The sequence below is a fragment of the Serratia sp. CY29653 genome (assembly GCF_052169255.1).
GTDB lineage: Bacteria > Pseudomonadota > Gammaproteobacteria > Enterobacterales > Enterobacteriaceae > Serratia > Serratia sarumanii.
Genome location: NZ_JBJNLC010000001.1, coordinates 2205559 through 2224739 on the forward strand (window position 1 = coordinate 2205559; position 19181 = coordinate 2224739).

Below are 19181 nucleotides of genomic sequence, written 5' to 3' on the forward strand. Positions count from 1 at the left end.
ATTTTTGCCTGGCCACATGCCGCGCCCACACGCAGACGTGCCATCGCGGAAGGAACGGGCAGCGCCGTTCCTTCTGGTTATTGCTATTAACCGGATTGAATTTATTTATTCAGTAAAGTAATTATTCGAATTTAAATAAACTAACAGCCTAAGATTTTTATTATTAATTCCGTATTGAGAATAACGTAAGTGATGAAAATTGAAAGGCAAAATGCGGATTTTTGTCGGCGCCGGCAGGATAACCGGCGCCGGAAGGATTAGCGCCAGCGTTCGGCTGCCCAGGCGGCCTGTTGCTCGGCGTCGTGGAAGGTCCAGGCGACAAAGCGGCTGATCTTCTGCCCTTGCGCCATCTCGATGGTGCGCACCTCGGCCGCGCCCGCCACCTTCAACGCATGGTAGATGGCCGGCAGCGTGGTGTTTTTCGAGATGAGCGAAGTGAACCACAGGCAGTTGTTGGCCTTGCCGACGCTCTCTTCCACCATCTTGCTCACGAAGGCTTCTTCGCCGCCTTCACACCACAGTTCGTTGTTCTTGCCGCCGAAGTTTTGCACCGGCTTGTCGGCCACTTCCCCTTTGCCCAATTTATGCAGCTTGCGGCGGGTGCTGGCGCGCGCTTCCTGCTCGGACGCGTGGAACGGCGGGTTGCACAGGGTGGCGTCAAATTTCTCGGCCGCGCCGATGATGCCGCTAAAAATCAGCTCAGGCTGTTTTTGCAACCGCAGACGCACGCTGTTGCGCAGCGTCGGGTTCATCTCGACGATCATTTTGGCCGCGTTGAGCGACACCGAATCGATTTCAGACCCGGTGAAACGCCAGCCGTATTCGCGCAGGCCGACGATCGGGTAAATGCAGTTGGCGCCGACGCCGACGTCGAGGATCGCCACGCCCTTGCCGCGCGGGATCTCGCCGCCGTTGCTGGTCGCCAGCAGATCCGCCAGGTGGTGCAGATAATCGGCGCGGCCGGGGATCGGCGGGCACAGGTAGTCCGCCGGAATATCCCAGTGTTCGATGCCGTAAAAGTGCTGAAGCAACGCACGGTTGAGCATTTTCACCGCCGCCGGATCGGCGAAGTCCACCGAAACATTGCCCCAGGCGTTCGGTTTTACGAACGGCGCCAACGCCGGGCAGCTGGCGATCAGCGCCGGGAAGTCATAGCGTGAACGATGACGGTTGCGCGGATGCAGGCCGCTTTTCTGCTGCGGGAAGGTTTTCTTTTTTTCCACCGTGACGGGCTCTCTTGAAGGTATTTCCGGCGCGTAAGATAACACATCCCGCCCGCAATGGCGCAGCGGCGGGAAACCCGGCACAATGAAAACCTCATCGATTACCACAGGATCCCCCATGAGCCGTGAATCTCGTTATTATTATGAACCCGCCGCCGGCCACGGCCTGCCGCACGATCCGCTGAACGCCATCGTCGGCCCGCGCCCCATCGGCTGGATCTCTTCCCGCAGCGCCGCCGGCTTGCGCAATCTGGCGCCCTACAGCTTTTTCAACTGCTTCAACTACCGTCCGCCGATCGTCGGTTTCGCCAGCACCGGCTGGAAAGACAGCGTGGCGAATATCGTGGAAACCGGCGAATTCGTCTGGAACCTGGCGACACGCCCGCTGGCGGAAGCGATGAACAACAGTTCCATCCCCCTGCCGCGCGGCGAGGATGAATTCGCCTTCGCCGGCGTCACGCCGCTGCCCGGGCGCCGGGTCAAAGCCGAGCGCGTGGCCGAAAGCCCGGTTAACTTCGAATGCCGGCTGACCCAATGCATTCAGCTGCAAACCGCCGCCGGCGAACAGGTGGAAACCTGGCTGGTATTGGGCGAAGTGGTGGCGGTGCACCTCGATCCGGCGCTGCTGGACGAACACGGCGTCTACCAGACCGCCGCTGCCGAACCTATTCTGCGCGCCGGCGGCCCGACCGCCTACTACGGCATTTCCGAACAGCACCGTTTCGATCTGGCGCGCCCGACGCGCTGATCGTCTCCCCCGTTTAGGCAGAAGATGAACGGGGGAATAAATAATCAAAAAATCTGAACAAAACCATCAACACTCTCCGATTTCATCCCGCCTGTCACTGCGCAATAATTTTCCCATCGAAAGGCAAACCCCTTTCTCCCTAATTCACTTTGACAGGAATGACGAACATGAAAACCATCAAAACTTTTGCTGCCGCTATCGCCCTGGCCACCGTTTCTTTCACCACTTTCGCCGCTGAACACGTCAGCGCCCAGGATGCCGCCCAATTCGAAAAAGCCGGCGTGATCGTCGCCAGCGGCGCGACCGACCTGAGTAGCCTGAAGTCTCAACTGGCCGCCAAAGCCGATGCGGCAGGCGCCAAGGCCTTCACCATCACTTCCACCAGCGGTAACAACCTGATGCACGCCACCGCGGTTATCTACAAATAATCACCGCCCCAGACGCCAAAAAGCCCGCCGGCTATCACCCCGGCGGGCTTTTTCATGTTCAAGTGTATTAGCGCCGAATGGGTACGACAGCGAGTTTCTTACCGTCTGCTTTGTCAGCAACCCACGCGTAAACGAACCGGACAATGCTGCCGGAAATAGGTAGAAACCCCGTATTTAATGGGGTTTGCAGGGGGGATGAGCACACATTTTTTTACCACCCCATTGCTGGACTAACGGGAGAGGATGATTATCATATTACGCAGACTACAGATGCAGAGAGCGTTGTATGCAACATATCATTGAAGGTTTCCTCAGTTTCCAGAAAGAGATTTTCCCGCAGCGTAAGGAACTCTTTCGCAGCCTGGCCTCCAGCCAAAATCCCAAAGCGCTGTTTATCTCCTGTTCTGACAGCCGCCTGGTGCCGGAGCTGGTGACGCAGCAAGAGCCTGGGCAACTGTTCGTTATCCGCAACGCCGGTAACATCGTCCCTTCCTTCGGCCCGGAGCCGGGTGGGGTTTCTGCGACTATCGAATACGCGGTAGTGGCGCTGGGCGTCACTGATATCGTGATTTGTGGCCACTCGAACTGTGGCGCCATGAAGGCTATCGCGTCCTGCCAATGCCTCGATCCCATGCCTGCGGTAGCCCACTGGCTGCACTACGCGGATGCGGCCAAAGCGGTGGTCGAGAAGAAAACCTGGAATAGCGAAACAGACAAAGTTAACGCTATGGTAGAAGAGAACGTTATCGCCCAGCTAAATAATATCAAAACCCACCCTTCTGTGGCGGTGGGTCTGCGCAACAGCGGGCTGCGCCTGCACGGCTGGGTGTACGACATCGAAAGCGGCGAAATTCGTACGCTGGATAGAAACACCAAGAGCTTCGTTTCCCTGGCCGATAATCCCGACGTCTATTTCGAATAAAATAACGCCCAGATTTTATCATTAAATAAAATCCACGCTGCCGCGTGGATTTTTTTATTGTCAGCCTTAAACCAAACGCGCCTCTATCGCCGCGGCGAAATCGCGACACATCCGTTCGTCGCCGTCGGCATTGTCCGCCAATACCGTCTCACCGTCCACCACCCGAATATGCGCCTCCAAATCGAAATCCGCCGGCGGCTGCGGGCGCGCGGCGGCGGCGGCCATCGTCTGCTGCGCCTCGCGCCACGCCTGCGCCACCGTCTGGTTACAGGCCTGCGCCAGAGAGTCCGGGTTGAACCCTTCACCGGTCAGGCTGCGCAGCGTGTCATCATGGCTGACGCTGTTGCCCGGCAACCAATAGTGTTGCGCCAGATCCGGGCCGATGGCCGGGTTGTCCGTCAGGTAACCGTCGCGCTGCAGGAAGAACTGGCGGGTTTGTTCCACCGCCATCATCGCCAGCAGATAACCCTGATAAGAGCAGGCGGACTCCAGCGACAGCAGGTGCGGGATCGCCAGCGTCGGGCGCGGGCTGCCGCTGATACCGAGGATCTTCTGCTCGACCTCGCGCGCCAGCGCGGTGATGGCTTCCGGCGTGCGCTGCTCGTCATCCCACTGATACAGCGCCCACTCGAAGTACGGTACCAGCAGGATATGGCGTTCGTTGAACGCGCGCATCGGCTGGCGCGCCGCGATACCGGCTTCGATCAGCGCATCGGGCACCGCTTCGCCGGCGGCGTTTTTCGCATAGCGTTTCAACCAGTCGGCGTCGTCCAGCAGGCTGTCGCAGAACATCGACTGGGTTTCGGCATAGGCCATCGAGGTCGGCGGGAATTCCTGCGAGAAGCACGGCGCATTCTGGCGAATGTTGGCGAAATGCGCCGCGTGGCCGCCCTCGTGGAACAGGGTGTTGAGCCCGTAAGCCCCGCTGCCCACCTGCCCCGGCTGCGCCAGGCTGGTGAAGTTGATGCGCGCCGGCACCCATTCCCCCTGGCGCACAAACGGCGGCACCGGGCCGTGCATAAAGCCGTTCTCATACTTGCCTTTGCGCACCAGCAGATCGAGGTTCATCTCGGCGCCGCCAAAGCCGATGTGCAGGCGTTTGAAGCTGTCGACCCAGCGCTCCAGCGAACGAGAAAACGGGAAGTAAGGATCCAGTTGGCGGGTGACGTCGCCGGCGCTGGCAAAGCGCACGTTCCACGGCTCCAGCGCCTGGCTGCCCTTGTCGGCCGCCAGTTGCTGCAGGCTGCGCGCGTTGGCCTCGCGGGTTTCCCGCTCGAAGCGATCCAGAATGGCGAACAGCTGCTCCGGCGTCATGCGCTCGGTTTTGTTCACCTTGTAGTCGAAATAGTTGCGATAGCCCATCTGGCGCGCAAAGCGGTTGCGCAGGCCAATCAGTTCCGGCAGGCCGTTATGCAGCAGCCATTGCTCCAGATCGCGCAGCGCCTGCTGCGAGCTGCGGCGGTAGTCTTCGTTCGGGTTGGTCGCCTGGTTGGTCAACAGCTCGCCGAGCGAGGCCGCCACCCGCCGGCCTTCGGTGTTCAGATGCGTAACCTGATAGCCCTTGCGGCGCGCGTAGAGATCGGACTCAGCGTGGATGATCCGATCCAACAGCGCCTGCGCCTGCGGATCTTCAATGGCGTTGCAGTCGAAGAAACGCAGCCAACCTTGCAGGCCGTGGATCAGCGCCTCGCGCTGCGCCGTCTGCGGCAGCGTTTCCAATCCGGCCAGCAGATTGCGGATCTCCGCCAGCCGGCGCGGTTCGGCGATAAAGCGCTTATAGGCGCTTTCCGCGGCGGCAAAGCGCGCCGACACCTCTTCACCGCCGGTGCCCATGTAGTTTTGCCAGAACAGCTCTTCTTTGGCGCGGTGTACGTCGAGGTAATCCTGGTTCAATTGATTGAAGTAATCGAGAGCCTGTTGCATAACCGTCCTTCTCAGCCGATGAGGAAATATCCCAGTATAGTCGCGCTCAGGCCTGATGCAGGCGCTGCAGCCCCTGCTCCAGCGTTTCGCTCTCGCCGGCGGCCACCAGGCAACAGGCGACCTGCCGCTGGATGGCCTGCGGGATCGCCACCTCGCCCGCCAGGCAGCGCTCGATCCAGCGCGCGGTGGTTTCCGCGTCTTTCGCCGCCGGCAACGTCGGCGTTTCATCCTGCAAGGTGCGCTCCAGCAACACGCGCTGTTCGCCGCCGGCAATATAGTGAATCTGCGGGCAGCGCAGCGGGTTGGCGTAGGCTTCGCCTTCGGTGCCGTGCATCAACAGCCCGCGGGCGCCGATCTGGCGGAAAAACGACGCCACCCGGCCGACATACTCCGGGTGTGAGACGCTGGCGAGGCGCAGCGCATCCTGTTCGCCGAACGGCGTCGCCAGCTTGGCCAGCGTATGGGCGCTGTTGCGCACCCCCATGCGCCAACGCAGCCCGAGCTGCCGCGCCAGCGGCGCCGACAGCGTGGAAACCGGCATGAACACTGCCTCGCCGTTATCGAGACGCTGCTGGGCGTGAACGGCCTGTTCCGACCACGGCAACCCCAGGGCGCGGAAAATCTCGGCGCTGGTCACGCGGGTGCTGTCGTCCAGCACGCCGTGCACCACCACCGGCAGGCCCACTTTCGCGAGCAGCAACGCCAGCAGCGGCGTCAGGTTGGCCTGCTTGCGCGCGCCGTTGTAGCTCGGCAGCACCACCGGCAGCGGCCGCCCCTGCGGCGCCTGCAGCGGCAACACCTGCTGCTGCATCGCCTGGTAGAAGCCCAGCATCTCCTCTTCGGCCTCACCCTTGATGCGCAGCGCGATCAGAATGCCGCCCAGCTCCAGCTCGGGGACCGCCCCGGCCAGCATCGCCTGATACAGCTGAAATGCGGTCTGCCGATCCAGGTCGCGCGCATGGTTTTTGCCGCGGCCTATTTCTTTGATAATTTTGGTGTAATCCATCCGAAGGTTCCCCTTGCTCACTCTTCGGTTAGCATACCCTATCCGCGCCGCCGCTCAACCTCCTCCGCCAGCCGCCGCTGCGTTTCATCGCCGTCGCGCAGCCCGGCGATCACCCCATCGGCATCGTCGGCGCTGCGGTTTTGGCTCATCTTCCATTTGCCTTCGAGCCGGGTGACGGCGATCTCGATACCGACGATGCCTTTAAGCTGCGCGGCGATGTAGTTGGCCGGCGCGTCGTCGAGCCGCCAGGGCGCCAGGCGCCCTCCTTCCTGCTGCGCGGTCAGATCGATCATCTGGCGCCGCAGCCAGGCCGGGTCGTCCGTTACCGTCGGTACGCCATACAGCTGTACCACGCTGTAATTCCAGGTCGGCACCACTTTGCCGGTCTGGCGCTTGCTCGGATACCAGCCGGGCGACACATAGCCCTCCAACCCCTGAAAAATCACCAGGCATTCCGCCGCGTGCTGCAGCCGCCGCCAGTGCTCGTTGGCGCGCGCCAGGTGCGCCCGCAGCCGGATCTGCCCCTGTTCGACATCGGCCAGAAACGGCAGCGGATCGGCCGTCAATCCCTGCTCGCCGTGGCTGACCAGCAGCCCCAACGGGTGGGCGCGCACCAGCGCCAGTTGGGCATCCAGATCGTCTTCGCGAAATGCGGCGGGTTGAAACATCAGTGTGGCTCCTTACGCTCTCTCATCATGACGACAGTAAAGCACCCGCCGGCGGCCTACTTAAGATCCGCTTTCTGACTATTTCGCGTGATCCGGTTTAACAAGATCAGGGCGACGCCCATCGCCAACAGATTAAATACCATGGCGCCGGCAAAGGCCTCGGCATAGCGCTCCGCCGCGCCGCCGTGCGCCAGCAGCGGCACGAAACCGACGCCGCTGACCACGATGCCCAGCGCGCCCCCCACCTGCTGCACGGTGGCAACCAGCCCCGCCGCCATGCCCGCCTGCCGCTCGTGCGCCAAACCGAGCACCAGATTCAGCAGCGGCGTCATGCTCAGCGCCTGGCCGAATCCCAGCACCACCAACCCCGGCAGCAGCCGCAGCGGATGCGCCAGCGCCGCGCCCCACAGCGCCTGCGCCATCAGCAGCGCCAGCCCGGCGGCGTAAATCGCCACGCCCGCGCTCAACGCACGGTTGCCCCAACGCAGCGCCAGCCGGGGCGCCAACATCGACGCCAGCATAAAGGCCGCGCTGGCCGGGGCGAACAGGCTGCCCGCCTGAAAAGGCGTCAGCCCCGCCCCCGCCTGCAGCAGCAGCGCGAAACACAAGAAAAACGAGGAAGCGGTGGCATAAATCGCCAGCACCACCGCCATACCCGGCGCGAAGCCCGCCTGGCGGAACAGCGCCGGATCGAGCACCGCATCGTCGCCGCGCTGCGCCAGACGGCGCTCCCAACGCAGGAAGCCCCACAGCGTCAGCATTGCCAGCGCCAACATCGGCGCGATCCACCACGGCCAGCCGCGCGCCGGCCCTTCCAGCAGCGGCAGCAGCAACAGCGACAGGCCGGTCGCCGCAAGCCCCAGGCCAACGCCGTCCAGCCGCTGCGCCTGCGCCATCCGCGATTCGGGAATGCGCCGCGCCGCCCACAGCGCCAGCGCGCCGATCGGCAGATTAATCAGAAAGATCATGCGCCAGCCGCTGCCGAACAGGTTGGCCTCGATGATAAAACCACCGAGGATCTGGCCGAAGATTGCCGCCAGCCCCAGCGTCATGCCCAGCCAGGCGAAGGCGCGCCGCCGCTGTTGCGGCTCGTACAGCACCCGCATCAAGGCGTAAATTTGCGGAAACAGCAGCGCCGCCGCCGCCCCCTGCAGAATACGCGCGGCGATCAGCAGGCTGAGCGATCCCGCCAACCCGCAAAGCAATGAAGTCAGCGTGAATCCCAGCATGCCGAGGCTGAACAGACGCCGACGTCCGAAGCGATCGCCCAGACGCCCGCCGGCGATCAGCAGCACCCCGAACGCCAGTTCATAACCGGCGACGATCAACCCGACGCCGGCAAAATCGGCGGCGAATTCTCGCTGGATCACCGGCGCCGCCACGTTGACCACAAACAGATCGAACACCGTGACAAAACCGCCCAACAGCAGCACCGGCAGGCCGGCCAACCCTCGCCGTTCACGAGATAATGAATGTTCCATACCACCTCCAGAGATTATGATGGCCGCAGTATGAAACATGTTTTAAACTGTTACTATATAGCCAATTATACTATTACTAACAGCAACAGGACGGCCGCCATGCCCCCACGCACCCTCGAGCGCACTCGCCACGAACTGGCGGATTTTCTACGTCAAAAGCGAGAACAGCTGTCGCCACAGGCGGTCGGTTTGCCGAGCGGCAGCCGCCGCCGCACGCCGGGATTGCGGCGCGAGGAGGTCGCGGCGCTGGCCGGCGTCGGCCTTACCTGGTACACCTGGCTGGAACAAGGCAGGGAAATCAATGCGTCGGTGGCGTTTTTGGAAAACCTGGCGCGGGTGCTGCAGCTCGACGCCGCCGGCCGCTACCACCTGTTTTTATTGGCGCATCAGCGCCCGCCGGTGCCGGTCGGCCATCAGTGGTGTCAGGTCTCGCCGCTGGTGCGGCGGCTGCTGGACGATTTAGCGCTGCGGCCGGCCTACGTCATGAACCTGAGTTGGGACATCATCGCCTGGAACCCGGCGGCGCAGCGGCTGTTCGCCATCGCCGAACGCCCGCCGGAAGAGCGCAACATGTTGTGGATGCTGTTTGCCGATCCGCAGCTCAATGCACGCCTGCTGGAGTGGCGGGCGCAGGCGCCGCAAATCCTGGCCAGCTTCCGCCGCGACTACGCTCGCGCGCCGGAGGATGAGGTGATGCGCCAACGGGTACAGGCGCTGGAGCGGGTGTCGCCGCAGTTCCGCCAGCTCTGGCGGCAGCACGACATTCACGGGCGCTGCCAGGGACGGCGCAGCTTCGCCATCCCGGAAATCGGCCCGGTCACCTTTGACCACGCCTCTTTCATCGTCGACGAAGAGAATCACCTGCGGCTGGTGATGTACAGCGCGCTGCCGGACGAACCGGCCAGCGCGGCGTTTGAAGCACTGCTGCACGAGGGTTAGCGGCGGCTGTCGAAAATGAGCTTGCAGGCCAGCCCGGCGAACACCCCGCTCAGCAGATAGTTCGGCCAGCGGGCGCTGAAGCGGCGGCCGGCAAAGCGGCTTTTCATGCCGCTGACCGCCAGGATCACCCCGCCGTTAATCAGCAAGCCCACCAGATTCAGCACCGTCGCCAGCGCCAGCATCTGCACCACCACCGAGCCTGAACGCGGATCGATAAACTGCGGAAACAGCGCCAGCACGAACAGCGCCATTTTCGGGTTGAGGATATTGGTGAACAGCCCCTGGCGGAAGATGCGCGCCGTCGGCACCGCCTGCAACCCGGCGGAAGCCTGCAAACTGCTGCCGGATCGCAGCGTTTTCCACGCCAGATAGAGCAGATAGGCGGCGCCCAGCATTCTCACCGCGTCGTAAGCCAGCGGCACCGCGACGAACAGTTGCGACAACCCCAGCGCCGCCGCCAGCGCGTGACAATACGTGCCGAGCTGAATGCCCGCCAGCGAAGCGAAACCGGCGCGCCGCCCCTGGCTGACGCTGCGCGAAGCGATCAGCAGCATATCCGGGCCGGGGGTCAGCGCCAGCGCCACGCAGGCACCGGAAAACAACAACAGCGTTGCGGCATCAATCATGAATCAGCTGATAAGAAGAGGGACGGGAATGGAGCGTCCATCATAGCGGCGCCGACGTGGCTTGTCAGCGCCGCTCGCGTCAGATCACCCACAGATCGAGATACTCGTTGACCGGCATCTGCGCCAGCCGCTGCCGGTCCAGCGACACCTCGAGAATGCGCTGCTGCTGCAGAGCCGGGAACTGGCGCGCCAGGTTGGTTTTGAACTTCTCGACCAGCAGTGGGATGCCCTCTTCGCGCCGCCGCGCATGGCCGATAGGATACTCCACCGCCACCTCATCCAGACGGCTGCCGTCGGTAAACTCCACCGTCAGCGCATTGGCGATCGATCGTTTTTCCGGATCGTGATAATCGTGGGTGAAGGCGGGATCTTCATGGCAGCGGATCTTGCCGCGCAACGCATCGATGCGCGGATCCTCGGCCACCCGATCCTCGTAGTCCGCGGCCGTCAGCCGGCCGAACAGCAGCGGGATCGCCACCATATACTGAATGCAGTGATCGCGATCCGCCGGGTTATCCAGCGGCCCCTGCTTGTCGATAATACGCAAGCAGGCCTCATGAGTGCGGATGCTCACTGCGGCGATGTCGGCGGCGGTTTTGCCGGCGGCCTGCATCTGACGATGCAGCGTCATGGCCGCTTCCACGGCGGTCTGGGCATGGAACTCCGCCGGGAACGAAATTTTAAACAGCACGTTCTCCATCACATACGCGCCGTACGGCCGCTGGAAGCGGAAAGGTTTGCCGTTGAACAAGACGTCGTAGAATCCCCAGGTCGGCGCCGTCAGCGCCGAGGGATAGCCCATCTCGCCGGTGGCGGCCATCAGCGCCAGCCGCACCGCGCGCGCGGTCGCATCCCCCGCCGCCCAGGATTTGCGGGTGCCGGCGTTCGGCGCATGGCGATAGGTACGCAGCGACTGCCCGTCCACCCACGCCAGCGACACCGCGTTCAGGATCTCCGCCCGGCTCAGGCCGAGCATCTGCGCCACCACCGCGGTGGACGCCACCTTCACCAGCAGCACGTGATCCAACCCCACCCGGTTAAAGGCATTTTCCAGCGCCAGGCAGCCCTGGATCTCATGCGCCTTGATCATGGCGATCAGCACCTGCCGCATGGTCAGCGGCGCTTTGCCCGCCGCCACCGCCTGGCGCGAGAGCCAGTCGGCCACCGCCAGGATCCCGCCCAGGTTGTCCGACGGGTGCCCCCACTCCGCCGCCAGCCAGGTATCGTTGAAGTCGAGCCAGCGGATCATGGCGCCGATATTGAACGCCGCCTGCACCGGATCCAGCTGGAAGCGGGTGCCCGGCACCCGGCTGCCGTTCAGCACCTCGGCGCCCGGCACCACCGGCCCCAGCAGTTTCTTGCAGGCCGGATAGCTCAGCGCCTCCAGCCCGCAGCCGAGGGTATCGAGCAGGCAATAGTGGGCGGTGCGGTACGCCGCCGGGGTATCGACGGCCTCTTTCATCACATAATCGACGATATCGACCATTTCGCGATCGAACGGCGGACGGCGGGTATTGGCAGACTCAAGCATCATGATTCCCAAAGGCTCCATAGTGAAAACGACACGATAGCGATCGGCGCTCAGCGCTGATCCAGCGGTACGAACGCCCGCGCTTCCGGCCCGGTATAGTTGGCGGACGGGCGAATGATTTTGTTGTCCTGCCGTTGCTCGATGATGTGCGCCGACCAGCCGCTCACCCGCGCCATGACAAACAGCGGCGTGAACATTTCGGTGGGCACCCCCAGCTGGTGATAAGACACCGCCGAGAACCAGTCGAGGTTGGGGAACATCTTTTTGGTGTCGCGCATCACGCTTTCCAGCCGATCGGCGATGTCATACAGCTTCATCGCCCCCGCCTCCCGCGACAGGCGCAGCGCGATCTCTTTGATCACCTGATGGCGCGGATCGGAGACGGTGTACACCGGGTGCCCGAAGCCGATCACCACCTCTTTGTTGTCGATGCGGCGGCGAATGTCGGCCTCCGCTTCGTCCGGCGTTTCATAGCGTTGCTGGATCTCCAGCGACACCTCGTTGGCGCCGCCGTGCTTCGGCCCACGCAGCGCGCCAATGGCGCCGACGATCGCCGAATAGACGTCGGATCCGGTGCCGGCGATCACCCGGCCGGCGAAGGTCGAGGCGTTGAACTCATGCTCGGCGTACAGGATCAATGACGCGTGCATCGCCTGCTCCCAACTGGCGGAAGGCGCTTCGCCGTGCAGCAGGTGCAGGAAGTGGCCGCCGATGGAGTCGTCGTCGGTCTCCGGCTGAATGCGCTCGCCGTTGTGGCTGTAGTGATACCAATACAGCAGCATCGATCCCAGCGACGCCAGCAGCCGGTCGGCGATGTCGCGCGCGCCGGCCGCGCCGTGCTGCTCTTTTTCCGGCAGCGTGCAGCCAAGGGCCGAGACGCCGGTACGCATCACGTCCATCGGGTGAGACGCCGCAGGCAACGCCTCGAGCACCGTGCGCACGCTGGCGGGCAGGCCGCGCAGGGCTTTGAGACGGTGTTTGTAGGCCTGTAGCTCATCGCGGTTGGGCAACTTGCCGTGGATCAGCAGGTGGGCGACCTCTTCAAACTCGCAGTGGCGCGCGAGATCGAGAATGTCGTAACCGCGATAGTGCAGATCGTTGCCGCTGCGCCCTACGGAGCACAGCGCGGTATTCCCGGCGGGCACGCCGGATAACGCCACGGATTTTTTCGGCTTAACGCCAGTCGGGCTTTGCGGGGGGATCGCTTGGCTCATACCGTCCTCGTTTGGCTTGTGCGTGAATGGCGCCTATTCGTCGCGTTGGCGAGCGAACAGGGCGTCGAGTTTCTCTTCGAACAAATAGTAGTTGATGCTTTCGTACAGCTCGTTGCGGGTCTGCATGGTGTCGATGACGCTTTTCTGCGTGCCCTCCTCGCGCAAAGCGCGGTACACCCGCTCCGCCGCGCGGTTCATCGCCCGGAAGGCCGACAGCGGATACAGCGCCATATCCACCTGGGCGCTGCGCAGTTCGTCGGTGGTAAACAGCGGCGTCGCGCCGAATTCGGTGATATTGGCCAGGATCGGCACCTGCGTCGCTTCGGCGAAGCGGCGGTACATGCCCAGCTCGGTGATCGCTTCCGGAAACAGCATGTCGGCTCCGGCCGCCACGTAAGCCTGAGCGCGCTCGATGGCCGCCTCCAGCCCCTCCACCGCCAGCGCATCGGTGCGCGCCATGATCACGAAGTCTGGATCGCTGCGCGCATCCACCGCCGCCTTGATGCGATCCACCATCTCTCCGGTGGAAACGATGGCCTTATTGGGGCGATGGCCGCAGCGCTTGGCGCCGACCTGATCTTCGATATGCAGCGCCGCCGCCCCGGCCTTGCTCACCGATCGCACCGTGCGGGCGACGTTGAACGCCGAAGCGCCGAAACCGCTGTCCACATCCACCAGCAGCGGCAGCGGGCAAACGTCGGTGATGCGGCGAATGTCGGTCAGCACATCGTCCAAGGTCGAAATGCCCAGATCCGGCAGCCCCAGCGAACCGGCCGCCACGCCGCCGCCGGAAAGGTAGATGGCCTGGAATCCGGCCCGCTGGGCCAGCAGCGCATGGTTGGCGTTGATCGCGCCGGCGATTTGCAGGGGTTTTTCTTTACTCAGGGCCTGACGAAAGGCGAGCCCGGGTGAGCGCAGCGTCATGACGTTTTCTCCGATTAGCCAGATGAAACAGACAGAGCAAGGGGCGGGCCAGGTTGTGCTTCGGTGAGGGGAAAAATTAAAATCGATAAAAATAAGTGAGTTACAACATATTCAGCGCCATTAGCCTGGCAAAGGGGTAAAAAACGTTTCAGCTAACGTTTCAATCGCTGTTTCACGCAGTAAATTTGAAACATAACTGAAACCGGGCTACACCTAATGCAGCCACTTCCATTCGGTAACCCACCATGAGCGATCACGTCACGCCGGACAAACCGGTGATCTGGACCGTCTCCATCACCCGCCTGTTCGATCTGTTCCGAGACATCAGCCTCGAGTTCGACCATCTGGCAACCATCATCCCGATCCACCTCGGCTTTGAGGAGGCGGTGCAGCACATCCGCGCCCGCCTGGCTACCGAGCCTTGCGACGCCATCATCGCCGCCGGCTCCAACGGCGCCTACCTGAAAAGCCGCCTGTCGGTGCCGGTCATCCTGGTCAAGCCCGGCGGCTTCGACCTGCTGCAGGCGCTGAGCAAGGCGCGCAGAACCGCCGATCGGATCGGCGTCATCACCTATAAAACCCCTCTGCCCGCGCTGCTGGAGTTCCAGCAGACCTTCGATCTGCGGCTGGAGCAGCGCAGCTACGTCACCGAAGAGGACGCGCGCGGCCAGATCGCCGAGCTGAAAGCCGCCGGCATTCAGGCCGTGGTTGGAGCGGGCCTCATCAGCGAGTTGGCGGAAGAGGCCGGGCTCACCGCCATTTTTCTCTATTCCGCCGCCACCCTGCGCGCCGCCTTCAGCGATGCGCTGGACGTGACGCGCCTGATGCTGGGCGGCGGCAAACGCGGCGGCGATTACGCCGCGCGCAATACCCTGCAGCCGCGCTACGGGCTGAGCGATTTGCAAGGCGACTCCCCGCAGATGGAGCAGACGCGGCGCACCATCATGCTGTACGCCCGCTCGCCGGCGGCGGTATTAATTGAGGGAGAAACCGGCACCGGCAAGGAGCTGGCGGCGCAGGCGATCCACCGGGAATACTTTTCCCGGCGCGGCGCGCCGGCCAGAGGCGCGACGCCGCCGTTCGTCGCCATCAACTGCGGCGCCATCGCCGAATCGCTGCTGGAGGCGGAGCTGTTCGGCTATGAGGAAGGCGCCTTTACCGGCTCACGGCGCGGCGGCCGGCGCGGGCTGTTGGAAACCGCCAACGGCGGCACCCTGTTTCTGGATGAGATCGGCGAAATGCCGCTGCACCTGCAAACCCGGCTGCTGCGCGCGCTGGAAGAGAAGGCCGTCACCCGGGTCGGCGGGCAGCAGCCGATGGCGGTCGACTTTCGCGTCATCAGCGCCACCCACAACCACCTGGAGCAGGCGATTCAACGGGGCGGTTTTCGCGCCGATCTGTTCTACCGCCTGAGCGCCCTGCGGCTGCAGCTGCCGCCATTGCGGGCGCGCGGCGACGATATCGCGATGCTGGCGGAACACTTTCTGAAGCGGTCGCTGGCGGCGCTCGACGTGCCGCTGACGGAGCCGCTGCGCGCCGCCCTGGCCGGTTGTTACGCCGCGCTGAGTCATTACGCCTGGCCCGGCAACCTGCGCGAACTGCGCAACATGATGGAGCGGGTGGCGCTGATGCTGAGCACCGGCACCGCGCCGAACGGCGAGACGCTGCGCTGGCTGCTGCCGGAGCTGGCGGCGGCCACGCCGCCCGAGACGCCGCCAGCGCCCGTCTCCGCCCACGAAGCGCTGGCGCGGTGCAGGGGCGACCACGCCGCCGCCGCCCGATTGCTCGGGATCAGCCGCACCACCTTGTGGCGCCGGCTGAAAAAAACGAACTGAGCATCAGCCAGCGCGCCGGCCGTCCGAGGCCGGCAGCAGTTGCGCTCGCCGCTCGCCCAGCAGGTTCATGCCCGCCGCCGCCAGCAGGATGATCGCCGCGCCCAACAGCTGCCAGGCCGACAGCCGGTGGCCAAACGCCAGGCGATCCACCAGCATGGCGGCGATCGGGTAGATGAACGACAGCGAGCCGATCAGGTTGGTCGGCAGCTTCTGCAGCGCGCCGTACATCAGCACGTACATCAGGCCGGTGTGCAGCACGCCGAGCGTCGCCAGCATGCCCCACTGCCCAGCGCTGGCCGAAACGTGGAAATCCACCAGCGGCAACAGCATCACCGCCCCTACCGCCACCTGGATCAGCGCAATAAGATGCGGCGGCGTGCCCTTCAGCCGCTTGGCCGCCAGCGCCATCAGGGCGTAGAAAAACGCCGCGCCGAGCGCCAGCGCGATGCCCGCCAAATAATGACTCTGTTCCCCCGCCTGCCGCGGCTGCGCCAGCACCACCAGCATCATGCCGCCGAACGCCAGCCCCAGCCACAGCAGCTTGCGGGCGGTCAGCCGTTCCCCCAGAAACAGCGCCCCCAGCCCCACCAGCATAAACGGCTGGGTGTTGTACACCGCCGTGGCGATGGAGATAGAGGCATAGGAATAGGCGGCAAACAGCAGCAGCCAGTTGATCACCAGCGCCACCCCACCGGCGATCGCCAGCAGCAGCGTGGCGCGCGTCAGCACATCGCGCCGCAGCTGCCCCAGCGCGCCGCACACCGCCAGCAGCACCAGCGCCCCCACCGCGCAGCGCCAAAACACCACGTTGACCACCGGCTGGCCGGACATCAGCACAAACCAGCCGATGGAGCCGGAAATCAGCATCGCCGCCGTCATCTCCAGCGAGCCGCGTTTTATCTCTGCATTCATTCTGCGTTCCTCCAAACTTGCCCAGAGGCATAGCTTGCGGCTTCGCCGAGCGGCTTTCCATAGCATAAAAAAGGCAGATATGCTTAACTGCCTTTTTCTCGTAGTTATAATAAAGAAAATACCTAACGGAGGCGTTATGGATGATATCGATCGCCAGATCCTGACTCTTTTGGCGCAGGACGCGCGCGCGTCGTTGAAGACGCTGAGCGCGCAGGTGGGGCTGTCGTCGCCGAGCACGTCGGAAAGGCTGCGGCGGCTGGAGGAAAGCGGCGTGATCCAGGGCTATACCCTGAACGTCAATCTGCAGGCGGTGGGCTACGCCTTCGAGTCACTGGTGCGCATCAAGCCGCTGCCGGGCATGCTGAAGAAGGTTGAACAGCTGATTCAGGCGATTCCGGAAGTGGTCGAGTGCGATAAGGTGACCGGCGAAGACTGCTTTATCGTGCGGCTGGTGGCGCACTCGATGGCGCAGCTCGATCACACCCTCGATCGGCTGGCCGAGCATGCGCAGAGCAACACCTCGATCGTGAAAACCACGCCGGTCAAGCGCCGCCTGCCGCCGCTGCTCTGATTAACGCCGCCGCTTGCGGGCGAACGGGTTGCCGCGCTTCTTCTCTTTTTTGGCCGCGTCGGCGGCGGATTTCAACGCCGCCAGATGCGCCTTGTCGGCCTCCGGCACCGCGCGCTGTTCGATCGGGAACACCGGCAGCGACGCCAACAGCCGCGAACCGTAGTTTTTGGTCAACAGCCGGCGATCGTAGATCACGATCTCGCCGTAGCATTGGTTGCTGCGGATCAGGCGACCGACCTGCTGGATCAGGTTGAACGAGGCGCTCGGCAGGCTCTGCACTTCGAACGGATAGCGCTTCAGCGATTTCAGCCACTCGCCTTCGGTAATGATCACCGGGCTGTCGATCGGCGGGAACGCAATTTTGTGAATGTGTACCTGGGTCAGCAGCTCGCCTTTCAGATCCAGCCCTTCGGCGAACGATTGCAGCCCCACCAGCACGCTGGCGACGCCCTTCTCCACCCGCTTGCGGTGCTCTTCCACCAGCCGGTAGCGCGGCTGGTCGCCCTGCACCAGCAGCATCAGCCGCAGATCGGTCACGTAGCTGAGGAAAGTCTGCATCGCCCGGTGGCTGCTGAACAGGATCAGCATGCCTTTGTGTTTGCCGCTCGCCTGCTCAGCGCGGAAACATCGCGCCATCTCCTCAAGGTGCTCCGCCTCGTTGGCGAGAGCCGGTTCGTAGCGCATCTGCGGAATGACAATCTTGCCCTGTTCGACGTGATTGAACGGCGAAGAGAGCGTTTCGAAACGATCGCCGGCCTTCTCGCTCAGCCCGCTCATCTCCTGCAAACGCGCGAAGCTGTTCAGCGAACGCAGCGTGGCCGAGGTGACCACCACGTGCGGCACCTTGCGCCACAGCAGCTTCTCCAGCTGGTCGCTGACGCGGATGCCGACGCAGTGCAGGTAAAGATGAGTGACGTTATCGCGCAGCTCGCGCGTGACCCATTTGGAGATCGGCGCGTTGGAGGATTTGTCGAGCGCCGCCAGCCGCCACAGCTTGCTCATCGCCTCCAGATAACCCAGCGTGCGGCTCATCTGAATGATCGACCGGTGCAGGCGCACGATGTCATGCTTGCCGGTCTGCTCGGTGAGATCGTTAAGCACGAACTCCGCCAGCCCGCGCAGCGCATCGGTCAGTTTGAACAGCCGTGCGCAGCTCTCCACCATCTCCGCCGGCAGCTCGCCCATTTCAAAACGGTGCTCGGCCGCCACGCTGTCACCGGGCAGATAGGCACTGACCTGATGCTCGAAGATCTGCACCAGCTCGCGCAGCTCCTCGCAATGGTTTTTCAGCCGCTCGCTGTTGGCCAGCCCCGGCGGATTCTTCGGCCGGTACTGCGTCATGCACTGCTCGACCTGGCGCACGATCATGTCCAGCTGCAGGTTGGTCGACAGCGCGGTGATTTCCCCGTCGATCTCCAGCGCGTCGCGCGCCACCTCCGGCAAATGGTGGCCTTCGTCCAGCACCAGCAGCAGCTCTTTCGGGTTCGGCAGCACCGATTCCGTCTCCAGCGCCGCCATCACCAGGGCGTGGTTGGCCACCACCACGTCGGCGCTCTCGATCTCTTTGCGGGCGATATAGAACGGGCATTCGCGAATGTAGTGGCAGTTGCGCCCCAGGCAGTTGGCCTTGTCGGTGCTCAGCTTGGCCCACAGCGGATCGTCGATGCTCTGCTGATAGTGATCGCGCAGCCCGTCCCACTCGAAGCGGGCCAGCGCCTTGGTCAGCTTCTGGCACAGCGCTTGCTCTTCGCCGCTGGACGGCGCCAGCTCGTCGTCGAGGAACAGCGTCAGATCGCCCTGTTGGCTAACGTCGGTGCTCATCGCCGCCAGATTGCGCGGGCACACGTAACGCCCGCGGCCAAAGGCGCCGGTAAATTTCAGATCGGGGATAATCTTTTTCAGCAGCGGCAAATCCTTGCTGTAGATCTGGTCCTGCAGCGCCACGTTGGCGGTGCTGACCACCAGCGGTTTACTCTCCGCCCGCCCGACGGCGATGCCCGGGATCAGGTATGACAGCGTTTTGCCGACGCCGGTCGGCGCCTCGATCGCCAGATGGCGCGGGTAGTCGCCGGCCAGCGTCTTCGCCACCTCGGCGATCATCTGGCGCTGGGGCGCACGGGAAATGAAATCCGGTATTTGCTGCTGCAGGGCTTTGTACCACTGGCCAATCTGATCTTTAACTGCGGAGGAGAGCGCCATTCAACTCTTATCTAAACGAAATGATGGCGCC

Annotated in this window: 17 protein-coding genes; 6 read left to right on the forward strand and 11 right to left on the reverse strand. The window is 63.4% G+C overall.

Going from position 1 to position 19181, the window contains the following annotated elements; genetic code table 11:
* Window positions 1–257: 257 nt before the first annotated feature.
* Window positions 258–1223: a 23S rRNA (adenine(1618)-N(6))-methyltransferase RlmF gene (gene rlmF / locus ACJ8HN_RS10575; protein ID WP_442523403.1), complete on the reverse strand. Its 966-nt coding sequence runs from the start codon at window positions 1221–1223 to the stop codon at window positions 258–260.
* 118 nt (window positions 1224–1341) lie between these two features.
* On the opposite strand from rlmF, the gene ACJ8HN_RS10580 reads away from it, so the two are divergent.
* The 3 genes from ACJ8HN_RS10580 to ACJ8HN_RS10590 all read left to right on the forward strand — a co-directional run bounded on the left by ACJ8HN_RS10580 (window position 1342) and on the right by ACJ8HN_RS10590 (window position 3321).
* On the forward strand, window positions 1342–1971 hold the full coding sequence (locus ACJ8HN_RS10580; RefSeq protein WP_033646882.1) for a flavin reductase family protein: 630 nt from the start codon (window positions 1342–1344) through the stop codon (window positions 1969–1971).
* A gap of 167 nt (window positions 1972–2138) precedes the next feature.
* The gene (bhsA, locus tag ACJ8HN_RS10585) at window positions 2139–2399 is read left to right on the forward strand and encodes a multiple stress resistance protein BhsA (RefSeq protein ID WP_015377148.1); all 261 of its coding nucleotides are present in this window, start codon (window positions 2139–2141) and stop codon (window positions 2397–2399) included.
* A gap of 286 nt (window positions 2400–2685) precedes the next feature.
* Window positions 2686–3321 (forward strand): carbonic anhydrase, encoded by a 636-nt coding sequence (locus ACJ8HN_RS10590; protein WP_004939270.1) that lies wholly within the window; start codon window positions 2686–2688, stop codon window positions 3319–3321.
* Between the two features lie 66 nt (window positions 3322–3387).
* Here the strand turns inward: ACJ8HN_RS10590 and ACJ8HN_RS10595 are convergent, their stop codons facing one another.
* The 4 genes from ACJ8HN_RS10595 to ACJ8HN_RS10610 are packed head-to-tail and all read right to left on the reverse strand — an operon-like array spanning window position 3388 to window position 8399.
* Window positions 3388–5244, reverse strand: a complete 1857-nt coding sequence (locus ACJ8HN_RS10595; RefSeq protein WP_442523404.1) for a M3 family metallopeptidase — start codon at window positions 5242–5244, stop codon at window positions 3388–3390.
* Between the two features lie 46 nt (window positions 5245–5290).
* Window positions 5291–6250, reverse strand: a complete 960-nt coding sequence (gene ybiB, locus ACJ8HN_RS10600; protein WP_043146986.1) for a DNA-binding protein YbiB — start codon at window positions 6248–6250, stop codon at window positions 5291–5293.
* A gap of 38 nt (window positions 6251–6288) precedes the next feature.
* Window positions 6289–6918, reverse strand: a complete 630-nt coding sequence (locus ACJ8HN_RS10605; protein ID WP_442523405.1) for an FMN-binding negative transcriptional regulator — start codon at window positions 6916–6918, stop codon at window positions 6289–6291.
* A gap of 56 nt (window positions 6919–6974) precedes the next feature.
* Window positions 6975–8399, reverse strand: coding sequence for an MFS transporter (locus tag ACJ8HN_RS10610; protein WP_103773800.1), 1425 nt, complete (start codon window positions 8397–8399; stop codon window positions 6975–6977).
* A gap of 99 nt (window positions 8400–8498) precedes the next feature.
* Between ACJ8HN_RS10610 and ACJ8HN_RS10615 the strand changes: the two genes are divergently transcribed.
* Window positions 8499–9338, forward strand: coding sequence for a helix-turn-helix transcriptional regulator (locus ACJ8HN_RS10615; RefSeq protein ID WP_033646888.1), 840 nt, complete (start codon window positions 8499–8501; stop codon window positions 9336–9338).
* Here ACJ8HN_RS10615 and ACJ8HN_RS10620 read toward each other — a convergent pair.
* The 4 genes from ACJ8HN_RS10620 to prpB form a co-directional block, all read right to left on the reverse strand.
* Entirely contained in the window at window positions 9335–9964 is a 630-nt protein-coding gene (locus tag ACJ8HN_RS10620) for a LysE family translocator (protein ID WP_048321374.1), read from the reverse strand. The two genes, ACJ8HN_RS10615 and ACJ8HN_RS10620, sit on opposite strands and share 4 nt — an antisense overlap.
* A 79-nt stretch (window positions 9965–10043) precedes the next feature.
* Window positions 10044–11495, reverse strand: a complete 1452-nt coding sequence (locus ACJ8HN_RS10625) for a bifunctional 2-methylcitrate dehydratase/aconitate hydratase (RefSeq protein WP_308365672.1) — start codon at window positions 11493–11495, stop codon at window positions 10044–10046.
* A gap of 50 nt (window positions 11496–11545) precedes the next feature.
* Window positions 11546–12709 (reverse strand): bifunctional 2-methylcitrate synthase/citrate synthase, encoded by a 1164-nt coding sequence (prpC, locus tag ACJ8HN_RS10630; protein WP_033646891.1) that lies wholly within the window; start codon window positions 12707–12709, stop codon window positions 11546–11548.
* Window positions 12710–12742: 33 nt separating this feature from the next.
* The gene (prpB, locus tag ACJ8HN_RS10635; protein WP_033646893.1) at window positions 12743–13633 is read right to left on the reverse strand and encodes a methylisocitrate lyase; all 891 of its coding nucleotides are present in this window, start codon (window positions 13631–13633) and stop codon (window positions 12743–12745) included.
* 245 nt (window positions 13634–13878) lie between these two features.
* Between prpB and prpR the strand changes: the two genes are divergently transcribed.
* Entirely contained in the window at window positions 13879–15468 is a 1590-nt protein-coding gene (gene prpR / locus ACJ8HN_RS10640) for a propionate catabolism operon regulatory protein PrpR (protein ID WP_442523406.1), read from the forward strand.
* A 3-nt stretch (window positions 15469–15471) separates the two neighbouring features.
* Here the strand turns inward: prpR and ACJ8HN_RS10645 are convergent, their stop codons facing one another.
* Window positions 15472–16380, reverse strand: a complete 909-nt coding sequence (locus ACJ8HN_RS10645; protein WP_041034093.1) for a DMT family transporter — start codon at window positions 16378–16380, stop codon at window positions 15472–15474.
* Window positions 16381–16516: 136 nt separating this feature from the next.
* Here ACJ8HN_RS10645 and ACJ8HN_RS10650 point away from each other — a divergent pair, with 136 nt between their 5' ends.
* Window positions 16517–16951 (forward strand): Lrp/AsnC family transcriptional regulator, encoded by a 435-nt coding sequence (locus ACJ8HN_RS10650; protein ID WP_033646897.1) that lies wholly within the window; start codon window positions 16517–16519, stop codon window positions 16949–16951.
* On the opposite strand, the gene dinG is transcribed toward ACJ8HN_RS10650, so the two are convergent.
* Window positions 16952–19150, reverse strand: a complete 2199-nt coding sequence (gene dinG / locus ACJ8HN_RS10655) for an ATP-dependent DNA helicase DinG (protein WP_033637643.1) — start codon at window positions 19148–19150, stop codon at window positions 16952–16954.
* Window positions 19151–19181: the final 31 nt, after the last annotated feature.